9 protein-coding genes are annotated in these 15,434 nt (G+C 34.6%); 6 read left to right on the top strand and 3 right to left on the bottom strand.

Annotation, left to right across the window (positions count from 1 at the left end; translation table 11 throughout):
- The first annotated feature begins 52 nt into the window (after positions 1-52).
- From rpoC to BLS90_RS15010, 3 genes are all read left to right on the top strand, one after another.
- A complete protein-coding gene (gene rpoC / locus BLS90_RS15020) occupies positions 53-4,366 on the top strand; it encodes a DNA-directed RNA polymerase subunit beta' (RefSeq protein WP_091259079.1) in 4,314 nt (1,437 codons plus the stop codon).
- Positions 4,367-4,369: 3 nt separating this feature from the next.
- Entirely contained in the window at positions 4,370-4,681 is a 312-nt protein-coding gene (locus BLS90_RS15015; RefSeq protein WP_091259077.1) for a DUF3467 domain-containing protein, read from the top strand.
- A gap of 439 nt (positions 4,682-5,120) precedes the next feature.
- Positions 5,121-5,480 carry a hypothetical protein gene (locus tag BLS90_RS15010; protein WP_091259075.1) on the top strand — a complete coding sequence of 120 codons (360 nt, stop codon included), beginning with the start codon at positions 5,121-5,123 and terminating at the stop codon, positions 5,478-5,480.
- 115 nt (positions 5,481-5,595) lie between these two features.
- Here BLS90_RS15010 and BLS90_RS15005 read toward each other — a convergent pair whose 3' ends face one another.
- Complete coding sequence (locus tag BLS90_RS15005; protein ID WP_091259074.1) at positions 5,596-7,185, bottom strand: peptide chain release factor 3; 1,590 nt, start codon at positions 7,183-7,185, stop codon at positions 5,596-5,598.
- A 101-nt stretch (positions 7,186-7,286) separates the two neighbouring features.
- Positions 7,287-8,729, bottom strand: a complete 1,443-nt coding sequence (locus tag BLS90_RS15000; protein WP_091259072.1) for an alpha-amylase — start codon at positions 8,727-8,729, stop codon at positions 7,287-7,289.
- 791 nt (positions 8,730-9,520) lie between these two features.
- On the opposite strand from BLS90_RS15000, the gene BLS90_RS14995 reads away from it, so the two are divergent.
- From BLS90_RS14995 to BLS90_RS14985, 3 genes are all read left to right on the top strand, one after another.
- Positions 9,521-10,930, top strand: a complete 1,410-nt coding sequence (locus BLS90_RS14995; RefSeq protein WP_394331035.1) for a peptidylprolyl isomerase — start codon at positions 9,521-9,523, stop codon at positions 10,928-10,930.
- A gap of 119 nt (positions 10,931-11,049) precedes the next feature.
- On the top strand, positions 11,050-12,003 hold the full coding sequence (locus BLS90_RS14990; protein WP_091259068.1) for an AAA family ATPase: 954 nt from the start codon (positions 11,050-11,052) through the stop codon (positions 12,001-12,003).
- A 332-nt stretch (positions 12,004-12,335) separates the two neighbouring features.
- Positions 12,336-15,110, top strand: coding sequence for a bifunctional aconitate hydratase 2/2-methylisocitrate dehydratase (locus BLS90_RS14985; protein WP_091259122.1), 2,775 nt, complete (start codon positions 12,336-12,338; stop codon positions 15,108-15,110).
- Positions 15,111-15,172: 62 nt separating this feature from the next.
- On the opposite strand, the gene BLS90_RS14980 is transcribed toward BLS90_RS14985, so the two are convergent.
- Positions 15,173-15,434 (bottom strand): integrase core domain-containing protein (locus tag BLS90_RS14980; protein ID WP_139171447.1); only part of this gene is annotated, 262 nt, incomplete at its 5' end.

The following is a 15,434-nucleotide window of genomic DNA, read 5'->3' as shown; positions in this document are numbered from 1 at the left end:
GACTTAGATGTAAATCAATTTTTTAATTGCAAATAAATCAATAGTAAAAACTATGATAAATAATAGAAATAATAACAATAAAGATAAAAACCCTGTAAAAAGGTTTAGTAAAATCTCAATCGGCCTTGCTTCTCCTGAATCTATCTTGAAAGAGTCGAGAGGTGAAGTGTTAAAGCCAGAAACTATCAACTACAGAACGCACAAACCAGAGCGTGATGGTCTTTTCTGCGAACGTATTTTCGGACCAGTAAAAGATTTTGAATGTGCTTGTGGTAAATATAAAAGAATACGTTACAAAGGAATCATCTGTGACCGTTGTGGTGTTGAAGTAACTGAGAAAAAAGTACGTAGAGACAGAGTAGGTCACATCAATCTTGTTGTGCCAATTGCTCATATCTGGTATTTCCGTTCTCTTCCAAACAAAATTGGTTATATCCTTGGTCTTCCATCTAAGAAATTAGATATGATTATTTACTACGAAAGATACGTAGTAATCCAAGCCGGTATTGCTAAAAATGCAGAAGGTGAATCAGTACAAAGATTGGACTTTTTGACAGAAGAAGAATATTTGAATATTTTAGACACTCTTCCTGCTGACAACCAATATCTTGATGATTTTGATCCTAATAAATTTGTTGCCAAAATGGGAGCAGAGTGTATTATGGATTTATTGGCAAGAATTGATTTAGATCAATTATCTTACCAATTAAGACATAATGCTAACAATGAAACATCTAAACAACGTAAAACTGAAGCGTTAAAAAGATTACAGGTTGTTGAATCTTTCCGTGAGTCTAACTTGAACCGCGAGAATCGTCCGGAATGGATGATTATGAAAGTGGTACCAGTTATTCCACCAGAATTGCGTCCACTTGTGCCACTTGATGGAGGTCGTTTTGCAACTTCAGATTTAAATGATTTGTACCGTCGTGTAATCATCCGTAATAACCGTTTGAAAAGATTAATGGAGATTAAAGCTCCAGAAGTGATCTTAAGAAACGAAAAACGTATGCTGCAAGAATCGGTAGATTCACTTTTCGATAATACGCGTAAAGCTTCTGCAGTAAAAACAGAATCAAACAGACCATTAAAATCACTTTCGGATTCCCTGAAAGGAAAACAAGGTCGTTTCCGTCAAAACTTACTTGGAAAACGTGTAGATTATTCTGCTCGTTCGGTAATTGTTGTTGGACCTGAATTGAAATTATCTGAATGTGGTATCCCAAAAGATATGGCAGCAGAATTGTACAAACCTTTTGTTATCCGTAAATTGATAGAAAGAGGAATTGTAAAAACGGTTAAATCAGCTAAGAAAATAATAGATAAGAAAGAGCCTGTAGTTTGGGATATCCTTGAAAATGTAATCAAAGGTCACCCAATATTACTGAATCGTGCTCCTACTTTGCACAGATTAGGTATCCAAGCATTCCAACCAAAATTAATTGAAGGAAAAGCAATCCAATTGCACCCTTTAGTTTGTACTGCATTTAATGCGGATTTTGATGGGGATCAAATGGCAGTTCACTTGCCACTAGGACCAGAAGCTATTTTGGAAGCGCAACTTTTAATGTTAGGTTCTCACAATATTCTGAATCCTGCTAATGGAGCTCCAATTACGGTACCTTCTCAAGACATGGTGCTTGGTCTTTATTATATGACCAAAGAGCGTTTGTCAACTCCTGAACTTAAAATTTTAGGAGAAGGAATCACTTTTTATTCTGCTGAAGAAGTAAATATTGCTTTGAACGAAGGTAGATTAGAATTGAATGCTTCTGTTAAAATTAGAGCAAAACATTTTAATGAAGCAGGTGACTTGGTTTACCAAATCATTAAAACGACTGCTGGTCGTGTATTGTTTAATGAAGTAGTGCCAGAAGCAGCAGGATATATCAATGATGTATTGACTAAGAAAAATCTTAGAGACATTATTGGGCACGTATTAAGTTCTACTGATGTACCTACAACAGCGGCTTTCTTGGATAACATGAAAGATATGGGGTACAAATTTGCCTTCAAAGGTGGATTGTCATTCTCTCTTGGAGATATTAGAATTCCAGATCAAAAACCTAAATTAATTGCAGACGCCAGAGAACAAGTTCAAGGTATTTCTGCTAATTATAACATGGGTCTTATCACAAATAACGAACGTTACAACCAAGTTATTGATGTTTGGACTTCAGCAAATGCTCAATTGACAGAATTAGCAATGAAAAACATAAGAGAAGACCAACAAGGTTTCAACTCGGTGTATATGATGCTTGATTCTGGAGCAAGGGGTTCCAAAGAACAAATTCGTCAGTTAACTGGTATGCGTGGTTTGATGGCTAAGCCAAAAAAATCTACTGCTGGTGGTGGTGAAATTATTGAAAACCCGATTCTTTCTAACTTTAAAGAAGGTCTTTCGATCCTTGAGTACTTTATTTCTACTCACGGTGCGCGTAAAGGTCTTGCGGATACAGCTTTGAAAACGGCAGATGCAGGATACTTAACAAGAAGATTGCATGATGTATCGCAAGATGTTATTGTTAATATCGATGATTGTGGTACACTTAGAGGTGTTGAAGTTTCAGCATTGAAAAAGAATGAGGAAATAGTTGAAACTTTAGGAGAAAGAATTTTAGGACGTGTTGCTTTGCAAGATGTTATTAATCCTTTAACTAATGAAGTTTTAATCGAATCTGGAAAACAAATTACTGAGGCAATAATGAAGCTAATTGAAGCTTCTCCAATCGAGAAAGTGGAAGTTCGTTCTCCTCTTGTTTGTGAAGCGCCAAAAGGGATTTGTGCTAAATGTTACGGTAGAAATTTAGCTACTGGTAAGATGACACAAAGAGGTGAAGCAGTTGGTGTAATTGCAGCACAATCTATTGGAGAGCCTGGAACACAGTTGACATTACGTACATTCCACGTTGGTGGGGTTGCGGGTGGTATCTCTGAAGAATCTAGTATTATTACGAAATTTAACGGTAAACTCGAAATTGAAGATTTAAAAACAGTTAAAGGAGAAGACAGTGAGGGTAATGCAGTTGATATTGTAGTATCTCGTTCAACTGAATTGAAATTAATTGATGAAAGAACAGGTATCTTATTGAGCACTAATAATATTCCTTACGGTTCAAGTATCTTTGTTAAAGACGGTCAATCTGTTGTAAAAGGAGATGTGATTTGTAAATGGGATCCATATAATGGAGTTATCGTCTCTGAATTTACCGGTAAAATTGCTTATGAAGAATTAGAGCAAGGTCAATCATTCATGGTTGAAATTGATGAGCAAACTGGTTTCCAAGAGAAAGTAATTTCTGAATCTAGAGCTAAGAAATTAATTCCAACTTTATTGGTTTACGGTAAAGACAATGAATTGATTCGTTCTTATAACTTACCAGTTGGAGCCCACTTGATGGTTGAAAACGGGGAGAAAATTAAAGCAGGTAAAGTATTGGTTAAAATTCCACGTCGTTCTTCTAAATCTGGAGATATTACAGGAGGTTTGCCTAGAATTACAGAGTTATTAGAAGCTCGTAATCCTTCTAATCCAGCTGTTGTGTCTGAGATTGACGGTGTTGTTTCTTTTGGAAAAATCAAAAGAGGGAATCGTGAGGTTGTTATCGAATCTAAATTTGGAGACATTAGAAAATACTTGGTTAAATTATCAAGCCAAATTCTAGTTCAAGAAAATGACTTCGTAAGAGCAGGTGTACCTTTATCTGATGGTGCAATTACTCCGGATGATATTTTAAGAATTCAAGGACCAGCAGCTGTTCAACAGTATTTGGTTAATGAAATTCAAGAAGTATACCGTTTACAAGGGGTGAAAATTAACGATAAACACTTTGAAGTAGTAATACGTCAAATGATGCGTAAAGTTAGAGTTCAAGATCCAGGTGATACTTTATTCTTAGAAGATCAATTGATTCACACTAAAGATTTTATCGTTCAAAATGATAAATTATATGGTATGAAAGTGGTTGAAGATGCTGGAGATTCTAGTGCATTAAAAGAAGGACAAATTATTACGCCTCGTGAGTTGCGTGATGAAAACTCTTTATTGAAACGTACAGACAAAAATCTTGTTGTAGCTCGTGATGTTGTTACTGCAACGGCAACACCAGTTTTACAAGGTATTACTAGAGCATCACTTCAAACAAAATCATTTATCTCTGCTGCATCTTTCCAAGAAACGACTAAAGTACTGAATGAAGCTGCTGTTGCAGGTAAAATCGATTACTTAGAAGGATTGAAAGAAAATGTAATTGTTGGACATAGAATTCCTGCTGGAACGGGTATGAGAGAATATGATAATACGATTGTAGGTTCGAAAGAAGATTACAATGATATGATGGCTAATAAAGAGGAATATATTTATTAAGGTATGAGTAATTCTAATCAACAACAAGAGCAAATTAATATTGAGTTAGACGAAAAAATTGCTGAAGGAATTTATTCTAATTTAGCAATAATAAATCACTCCTCATCTGAGTTTGTTTTAGATTTTGTAAGTATAATGCCAGGAATTCCTAAAGCTAAGGTGAAATCAAGAATTGTCTTGACACCACAACATACTAAAAGATTGCTAAAAGCAATTGGAGAAAATATTCATCGTTTTGAAATCGCTCATGGCGAAATAAAAGACACTGAACAAGCACCAATTCCGCTTAATTTTGGTCCTGCGGGACAAGCATAATATTCTTAAAAGGCTCCAGAAATGGAGCCTTTTTATTTATATGTTTTTCTTGAATATGAGGATTTGCTAGTTGCATTCAACGTTTTAAATTTGAAATACAAGTGATTGGAATGATTTTTGGTTTTTAAAAATCAAATCTGATTCTCAAAATGTACTTCGGTTTTGCCAGAAACCTACTAGTATAATTGTACTGTTTTTTAGTTTGTGCTTTATTATTATTTGAGCCTTACCATTATTTCACCACTTTAAGTTAACGTGTTTATTGAATATGTCAACATTAACTCATCATTAAATCTTGGCTATTTACAACAAATTTGTGCTTTAAACGAGTATTATGGTTCTTTATCGAAAATATTTTTCGCTCGTTTGTAAATGATATATTTTCGCTCTCGAGATAGACAAATGTTTTTTGTCTATTATAAAAAAAAAACGAATTGTTATGAAATATTTTTCTTTAGAAGCAAGTAAAAAAGTCATGTTGAATGGCTTCCTAATGTTTGCTTTTATTTTCTTGTCTAACACTAATGTTTTTGCTCAAACTTCAAAAAATGTAGTAGAAGTAAATACAATTGAAGTTACAACTAACACTAAACAAGATAATGTCTCTGCAGTTTCATCCTCAAATAGTATGAACTTTGTATTGTGGTTTATGGGTTCTAAACAAGATCCAAATACTACGATATCTACTGAAGGAACAAATACTAAAAAACAAGTTATTACTTCTGGTACTGCACCAAATCGCCTGTTAATCAAAGCTTTTTTGAAAAAAGCAGTAAGTTTGGAAAGTATGGTGGCTTAAGCTAAGAATCATTTTTAAAAACATAAAAAAAACGCTAATTTTTAAATTAGCGTTTTTTTTTATTTTAATTTCTGGATAACATATTGTCATCCAGAAATCTTTTTTAACTTATATATTATTCAAATTCCGAAGTAAAGAATAGTTTTACGTTTGGATATTTATTTTGTGTCATTTGAATTGTAAAATTAGAATCAGCCAGAAATACTAATTGTCCGTATTTGTCATGTGCCAAGAATTTTTGTTTAATTCTTCTAAATTCTTTAAACTCTTCGCTTTTTAGGTCGTTTGGTTTTACCCAACATGCCTTGTGGACTGGGAAATTTTCATACGTACATTTTGCACCATATTCATGTTCCAAACGGTATTGGATAACCTCGTATTGAAGCGCTCCAACTGTTCCAATGATTTTTCGGTTATTCATTTCTAAGGTAAATAACTGTGCAACACCTTCATCCATCAATTGGTCAATTCCTTTGTCCAATTGTTTGGCTTTCATGGGATCAGCATTGTTGATGTATCGGAAATGTTCTGGAGAGAAACTCGGAATTCCTTTGAAGCTCATGATTTCTCCTTCAGTTAACGTATCACCAATTTTGAAATTTCCGGTATCATGTAAACCAACAATATCTCCAGGATACGAGATGTCTACAATTTCTTTTTTTTCTGCAAAAAAAGCATTTGGACTGGAGAATTTTAAGTTTTTCTTTTTGCGTACGTGATAATACGGTTTGTTTCTTTCAAAAGTTCCTGAAACAATTTTTATAAAGGCCAGACGGTCTCTGTGTTTTGGATCCATATTGGCATGGATTTTAAAAACAAATCCAGTCATTTTCTCTTCTTTTGGATCTACCAATCGTGTTTCGGAATCTTTTGGTCTTGGCGATGGAGCAATTTGAACAAAACAGTCCAATAACTCTCTTACACCAAAATTATTTAAAGCAGAACCAAAAAATACAGGCTGTAGTTTTCCGTCTAAATAGTCCTGACGATCAAATTTAGGATAAACTTCGTCTATTAATTCTAATTCTTCACGCAAAGTAGCAGCAGGTTTTTGCCCAATAATTTTTTCTAATTGTGGGTTTTGTACATCTGAAAAAGCTATAGTTTCTTCAATATTTTTGCGGTTGTCACCACTAAAAAGATTGATGTTTTGCTCCCATAAATTGTATATTCCTTGGAAGTCATATCCCATTCCTATTGGGAAACTCAGGGGAGTTACTTTTAAACCAAGTTTCTGTTCCACTTCATCCATTAGATCAAAAGCATCTTTTCCTTCTCGGTCTAATTTGTTAATGAAAACGATAATTGGTATTTTTCGCATTCTACAAACCGCTACTAATTTCTCTGTTTGTTCCTCAACACCTTTGGCAACGTCAATTACTACAATCACACTGTCTACTGCCGTTAAGGTTCTAAAAGTATCTTCTGCAAAATCCTTATGTCCTGGAGTATCTAATATGTTTATTTTTTTATCTTTATAATTGAATGCCAAAACTGAGGTAGAAACCGAAATTCCTCTTTGGCGTTCAATTTCCATGAAATCGCTCGTGGCTCCTTTTTTGATTTTATTGTTTTTAACAGCACCCGCTTCTTGGATGGCACCCCCAAAAAGGAGTAGTTTTTCTGTAAGTGTTGTTTTACCGGCATCAGGATGCGATATAATCCCGAAAGTTCTTCTGCGTTGTATTTCTTCTAAAAAGCCCATATTTGTATAAATAGTCTGCAAAAGTACTATTTATAAGTGTGAATAAAAAAAATGAGACTGTCTTTTAGAACAGCCTCATTTTTTTTACAAATTTTTTATGATTACATGTTTATTGACCAAACCGAATACCCATTTGGAGGACATTGAATTTTAACCCATTTATCACCTTGGGTTGTTGGTAGCCAAGTCGAATTTCCAGTAAAATCTTTGATTTGAGCATTAGTCCAGTTAGTCTGGATCCATCTTTCTTGCCAAGTGGATGAATTGTTAATGTAAACTACCAATCCAGGATTGCCGTTGTATCCGTTTCTGCGAGCGATGTATTCATCAGTATCAGTATATAAAATTGAGGTTGTTCCCGTTGCTTTTTGGTTGTGAATCCAAATCAAATTGTTCATTTTGGTTTTGTTCAGCCATTCTTCATAATCTCTGTAAAAAATAGTTGGATATCCTTCATGGGTTAGGATGTAAGCATAGGCTAGCTCTTTTTTCCAAATCTCATCAGTATCGTGGTTGGCAACGAACGTAACTGCTTTGTGTGGGTTTCTTTTCCACATCATGTCATCGTTGAGGATGTTCAGGTTGTTTCCGTCAAATGCATCGTTCATTTTATAATAACAGGCAAAATCAAAAACAGAACTATTGGCATTATTTGCCCAATCATTCAGTATGTTTACGTTAGAATCCCATAATTCACCAACGGAGAATCCGCCAACGTTTGCATTCCAGTCTTTTATGACCCAAGGAGCAAAACCTTTCACGTAATCAAATCTCCAGCCATCAAATTTCATCGTGTTCTTGTAATATTTACCAACTCCGTCTGCTCTTTTCCAAAGCCAGTCTTGCACATTTGGTGCCACATGGGCTAAATCTGGAAAGCCGCCAAAAGCTCCTTCGTCATTGTTTCCATAAGAATTTTTGTAAAAGTCAGCACTAGTTCTCGGGAATTTTCCAGAAGCCACACCCGTAAAATTGGTGTATGTTTGAGTTCCTGTAAAGGGATTGTTCTCTAATTGCCCTCCGCTATTGTGATTCAATACCATATCAGCATATACTTGCATGTTTTCAGTATGTGCTTTTGTAATTAGACTTTCTAGTTCGGTACGCGAACCAAATCGGGTTTCTACCGTGCCATTTTGATTGTAATTTCCAAAATCGAAATAATCAGTAGGATCGTATCCCATAGAGAAGGGCCCGTTCTGCGCCTTTGAAACGGGTGGAAGCCAAACGGAACCAATACCAACATTTGACCACGCCGTTATTTTAGTGTTTACCGTGTTCCACCAAGTGCCGCCGGCAGGTACATCCCAGTAAAAAGCTTGCATCATAACACCTCCGCCTGGATTCGCCAGATATTTTCCGTTTGTAGTATTTGATACTTTTCCGGTGCTGAAAGGATGCCCATCATGATGGGTGACATCGAAAACTTTAAATTGTTTCGCAGCAGTAGTAGCATCGTTTGTAAAATCATCACTTGAATTACACGAAGACAAACCAACCAATAATGCGGCCAGCAAGTAATTTTTAAAATTTTGTTTGTTCATAAAAGGAGTAATTTGGGGTTAGTTAATAGATTTGGGTAAGTGCTTTTAAAAGCAGTTTTAGAAATAATTTCTTGTATTAGATTTTGATTCATAGGTTGTTTCGGAATTTCAAATCTGTACTAGTTTGTGAATATTGAAACAGAGAACCGTAAAAAGTAGTATAACTTTATTTTTATATCTGTTTTTCTATCAAATTATTATGTTTTAGCTAATTTATACAATTTCTTACATGAGAAGCGTCAGAGTTTTTTTTAATGTGGAACGAAAACGTTGTAGTGTTGAGAAGTTTTTATTTAGGGGTTTTAAAATGAGGATTTTAAGGAAATGTAACCCGCCTTTTGCGGTGAACTCATTAAATTGTAGTAAGATTTTTGTGTGTAGCCAATAGTATGAAGCAGCAGTTTTTAATTTTGAAGCGACAAATACAGCGCAAAGGAAAATTTTGTGTAAATGATTAAGGTCACATTCTAGAAAGTAGATTCTGAATTGGCTTCTTACAATCAGGTTATTTCTGGTATAGTAGTTTATTAAGCTAATTAAAAAATGTCTTTATAATATTTTGTTAATACTAGTAGGGAAACTTGTATTATCTAATTGAATTGTTATTTTTGTTCGTTATAAATTTTAGGATAAGTACGGGATTGTATTCTGTAAAGCAGTTCAATACTTGATTCTTAAAGTGTATATTTGCCAAAATTATTCTGGCACCTATTAAAAGGTTTAATAACAATTGAATAAGTATATTTTTACGATAAATACAAATTATAATAATACCAATAAATAAAATACAAATGAAATCTATTAATAATAGAATTGCACTGACTTTTTTTCTTTTGCTTTTTACAAGTGTTATAACAAGTGCTCAAGAAATTATTAAGGACTCCGTTATCGCGCCTGTTAAAAAGATAAAATCGACCGGAAAACTTAAAATTGACGGAGTAATAGCAACCGTTGGAGACTATATTATTTTGGATTCAGATATTGACAAGTCTTTTCTTGAAATTTCTACGCAAGGAGGTTCTGTGAGTGATATTTCAAGATGTCAAATGCTAGGAAAATTATTAGAAGACAAATTGTATGCGCATCAAGCAATTCAGGATAGTATCGTAGTAACAGATTCAGAGGTAAAAGGAATGATGGAAGACCGATTGAATTATATGATTGAAAAAATTGGTTCTTTAGAAAAAGTAGTTCAATATTATAAAAAGGATTCTGAAGAAGAATTTAGAACCTATTTCTCAGATATTTTAAAAGAGGGGAAGTTAAGCTCTGAAATGCGGAATAAGATCGTTGAAGCAGTTGAAATTACTCCTGAAGAAGTTCGTAATTATTTCAAAACTATTCCTAAAAGTGATTTGCCTACTTTTGGAGTAGAACTAGAAGTTGCTCAAATTGTTGTTACCCCTAAAGTCTCAGCGGAGGATAAACAAAAAGTTATTGATCGATTGAATGAATTCAAGAAAGAAATTCAAGAAGGTTCTAGTTTTTCTACTAAAGCAGTTTTATATTCTCAAGATCCCGGATCTAGATCGAATGGTGGATATTACAAAATGAATCGCAAAACACCTTTTGTAAAGGAATTTAAAGAGGTTGCTTTTAGTTTAGCGGAAGGTGAAATATCAGCTCCTTTTGAAACAGATTTTGGATATCATATTATTTATGTAGAAAAAATTAAAGGACAGGAAATAGAATTGCGTCATATTTTATTATCGCCAACGATTACTGAAAAGGCGCTGGATGAAGCGAAAGAAAAAATTACTTTAATCAAAAAAAGGATCGAGGACAAAGAAATTACTTTTGCGGAAGCAGCCAGAACATTGTCTGATGAAAAAGAAACAAGAGCCAATGGAGGTGTATTAATCAATCCGCAAACACAGGATACTCGTTTCGAGTTGACAAAAATGGATCCTACTTTTTACAGTCAAGTGTCTAATTTGAAAGCAAATCAAGTTTCTGTTCCTATATTAGATCAAGGAGAAGAAGGAAAGAAGAAATTCAAGCTGATCACTGTCACTAATAGAATTGATGAACATACGGCTGATTATGCTAAGGATTATATCAAAATTAAAGAATTGGCTTTAAAGAACAAGCAGATTAAGGCTATAGGAAAATGGTTTAATGAAAAAATAAAAGAAACTTATATCAAAATCATTGGAGAATATAGAGACTGTGATTTTGCAAATAATTGGCTTAAGAAATAGTACTATTTTTCAAAGTTTAGGTACGCTCAGTACTAAAAAATTTTCCTTTTAATAAATAAAAAGAGTTAGTTTTATGGTCTCATAACGCTAACTCTTTTTTAATTTTAAAGACCTTATACATGTCAGACGTAGTAGCAATACAGAATTTAGTTCAAAAACGACAAGAGTTAAAAAGCGAAATAGCAAAAATTATTGTTGGGCAAGATGCTGTGGTAGATCAAATTTTACTTTGTATTTTCTCTGGTGGACACGCCTTATTAGTAGGAGTTCCTGGATTAGCAAAAACCTTGATGGTAAATACGCTTGCGCAAGCTCTAGGTCTTGATTTTAAAAGAATTCAGTTTACTCCTGATTTAATGCCTTCGGATATATTAGGAAGTGAGATATTAGATGAAAACAGACATTTTAAATTTATAAAAGGACCTATTTTTTCTAATATTGTGTTAGCCGATGAAATCAATAGAACACCGCCAAAAACTCAGGCTGCTTTGTTAGAGGCCATGCAGGAGCGTTCCGTTACTATTGCAGGTGAAAATTACAAGTTAAATTTACCTTATTTTGTTTTGGCTACCCAAAATCCAATTGAGCAAGAGGGAACTTATCCTTTGCCTGAAGCGCAATTAGACCGGTTCATGTTTGCTATAAAACTAGAATATCCCTCTTTTGCAGAGGAAGTTCAAGTTGTAAAACGTACGACTTCCGACATAAAAAACACTGTAAATCCATTGTTTACGGCACAACAAATTATTGATTTTCAGGCTTTAATCCGCAGAATTCCCGTAGCGGATAATGTTATTGAATATGCTGTAACTCTCGTTAGTAAAACGCGTCCTGACAATCCACTTTCTACTGAATTTGTAAAAAATTATTTAGATTGGGGAGCGGGACCACGAGCGTCACAAAATTTAATTTTGGCTGCAAAAGCCAATGCTGCTTTCAACGGAAAATTTTCTCCAGACATAGAAGATGTCAAAGCGGTAGCAATAGGAATACTTCGTCATAGAATAATCAAAAACTACAAAGCAGATGCTGAAGGTGTCACCGAAGAAATGATAATTACAACGTTGTTCTAAACGCTTTTTTTGTTGCTTTGAGCTTTATTTTTTGTTTGAACTATAACGTTTTCTTAGTTATTCAATTATTTGTCTTTTAGAAACGATACGAATACAATTGATTAGTTATGGATTAACCAGTTTTGTGTTAAATTTTTTAAAATTTATCATTTTTAAACAGTAAAAATCAGTATTAGGTAATAATATCTTTTGAAAACATGGCGTTCATTAAATTTTTTTAAATTTCATCTTAAAGAGCTAAATTTGCGTCATAAATAAAAAACTAGATATTATGGCTTTTAATTTTGAGAGGATCAAAAGAAGCAGCCTTTAACATTGAAAACAATTGTATGATGAACATTTATAACGATTATCTAAAGGAAATCGAAGAAAGAAAAGGGCAGGGACTGCACCCAAAGCCAATTGATGGAGCTGAATTATTAGGCGAAATCATCACACAAATTAAAGATTTAGATAACGCAGATCGCGAAGACTCTCTTACATTCTTTATTTACAATACGGTTCCTGGAACCACTCCTGCTGCTGGCAAAAAAGCTTCATTTTTAAAGGAGATTATACTTGGCTCAGCGGTTATAAAAGAAATTACTCCTGCTTTTGCGTTTGAACTATTGTCTCACATGAAAGGAGGTCCTTCGATAAAGGTACTGCTTGACCTAGCTTTAGATACAAATGTTGCTATTGCAAAAGAAGCAGCTGAGGTTCTTAAAATACAATTTTTCCTTTATGAGGCGGATACCAATCGCTTAGAAGCGGCATTCAAAAGTGGTAACGATATTGCTAAAGAAATTTTAGAAAGTTATGCTAAAGCGGAGTTTTTCACAAAGCTTCCTGAAGTAGTAGAAGAAATAAAAGTAGTTACTTACATTGCTGGAGAAGGCGATATTTCAACTGATTTATTGTCGCCTGGGAACCAAGCGCATTCTAGATCTGATCGTGAGCTTCATGGTAAATGTTTGATTTCTCCTGCAGCTCAGGATGAAATTCAGGCTTTAAAAGCGCAACATCCTGATAAAAGCGTCATGTTGATTGCTGAAAAAGGAACAATGGGTGTGGGTTCCTCAAGAATGTCAGGTGTGAACAATGTGGCGCTTTGGACCGGTAAAAAAGCAAGTCCTTACGTTCCATTTATAAATAGTGCACCAATTGTAGCAGGAACAAACGGAATTTCTCCAATTTTCCTAACTACTGTTGATGTAACCGGTGGTATTGGTCTTGACCTTAAAAACTGGGTAAAGAAATTAGATGAAAATGGAGATCCAATTCGCAACGAAAGTGGTGATGTGGTGCTAGAGGAAGCGTATTCTGTCGCTACTGGAACGGTGCTAACTATCAATACTAAAACAAAGAAATTATACAATGGCGATACAGAATTGATCGATGTTTCTAAGGCATTTACACCTCAGAAAATGGAATTTATCAAAGCTGGTGGGTCTTACGCGATTGTTTTTGGAAAAAAACTACAAACGTTTGCTTCAAAAACTTTAGGAATTGCGATTGTTCCCGTTTTTGCTCCATCCAAAGAAATTTCTATAGATGGACAAGGTCTTACGGCCGTTGAAAAAATATTTAATAAAAATGCTGTTGGTTCAACGCCAGGGAAAGTCTTGCACGCTGGATCTGATGTGCGTGTTACCGTAAACATTGTTGGCTCACAAGATACGACAGGTTTGATGACTTCTCAAGAATTAGAGTCTATGGCTGCAACTGTGATTTCACCAATTGTAGATGGTGCTTATCAATCGGGTTGTCATACAGCATCGGTTTGGGATAATAAATCAAAGGCAAACATTCCAAGATTGATGCAATTCATGAATGATTTTGGATTGATCACTGCTCGTGATCCTAAAGGCGTTTATCACGCTATGACGGATGTGATTCACAAGGTGTTAAATGACATTACTGTTGATGAATGGGCTATAATTATTGGTGGTGACTCACACACCAGAATGTCAAAAGGAGTTGCTTTTGGTGCTGATTCAGGTACCGTTGCGCTTGCTTTGGCTACCGGAGAGGCATCTATGCCAATTCCAGAATCAGTAAAAGTGACCTTCAAAGGCGACATGAAAAATTACATGGATTTTCGTGATGTAGTTCATGCTACGCAGTCTCAAATGTTAAAGCAATTTGGTGGCGAAAATGTATTTCAAGGACGTATTATTGAGGTGCATTTAGGAACCCTTACTGCGGATCAAGCCTTTACTTTTACAGATTGGACGGCAGAAATGAAAGCAAAAGCTTCTATTTGTATTTCTGAGGACGACACTTTGATTGAATCATTAGAAATTGCCAAAGGTAGAATCCAGATCATGATTGATAAAGGAATGGACAACGAAAAGCAAGTGCTAAAAGGATTGATTGCTATTGCTGATAATAGAATTGCAGCTATTGAATCAGGGGAGAAACCTGCCTTGACTCCAGATGCTAATGCAAAATATTATGCGGAAGTGGTTATTGATTTAGATATTGTTATAGAGCCAATGATTGCCGATCCAGACGTGAATAACGCGGATGTTTCTAAGCGTTACACACACGATACCATTAGACCACTTTCTTTTTATGGAGGTGTGAAAAAAGTAGATCTTGGTTTTGTAGGTTCTTGTATGGTGCATAAAGGCGATTTGAAGATTCTTTCTCAAATGCTAAAAAACATCGACGAACAATATGGAAAAGTGGAGTTCAAAGCGCCACTTGTAGTAGCGCCACCAACATACAACATTGTTGATGAACTAAAAGCAGAAGGAGACTGGGAAGTTTTACAAAAATATTCTGGATTCGAATTTGATGATAATGCTCCTAAAGGCATAGCGCGTATTGGATATGAAAACATTCTATACCTAGAGCGTCCTGGTTGTAACTTATGTATGGGTAACCAAGAAAAAGCAGGCAAAGGAGATACAGTTATGGCAACATCAACTCGTCTTTTCCAAGGAAGAGTTGTTGAGGATACAGAAGGTAAAAAAGGAGAATCTTTGCTTTCATCTACACCAGTTGTGGTATTGTCTACAATTTTAGGTAGAACTCCAACTCTTGAGGAATATAAAGCTGCAGTGAAAGGAATCAATTTAACTCAGTTTGCACCATCTCATAAATTATTAGTAAAATTATAAAGCTTTTTTGTTAATGTCTTGTCCTGAATAACCGATACAGATTATTAGATAAAAATATTTAATTAAACACTTGCAAAAACGTTTTTGCAAGTGTTTTTTGTTTTATATGTCCTCATTTTAATTTGACTTTGTATATGCATTTTGTTTGGAGTCAGCATGAAATTAGAATAATGAGGTCTTAATTCATTGTATATACTGATTGATTCTTTTACAATTTGTTTCATGATTTTTAAATCTAGGTTGTATTTATCAATCATGAATTCCTGTTTTAATATTCCATTTATTCTTTCTGCTACTGCATTTTCATATGGGTCAGAGTTTTGT

It is taken from the genome of Flavobacterium omnivorum (genome assembly GCF_900099915.1).
Taxonomy (GTDB): domain Bacteria; phylum Bacteroidota; class Bacteroidia; order Flavobacteriales; family Flavobacteriaceae; genus Flavobacterium; species Flavobacterium omnivorum.
This window is presented reverse-complemented; position numbering and strand designations above follow the sequence as displayed.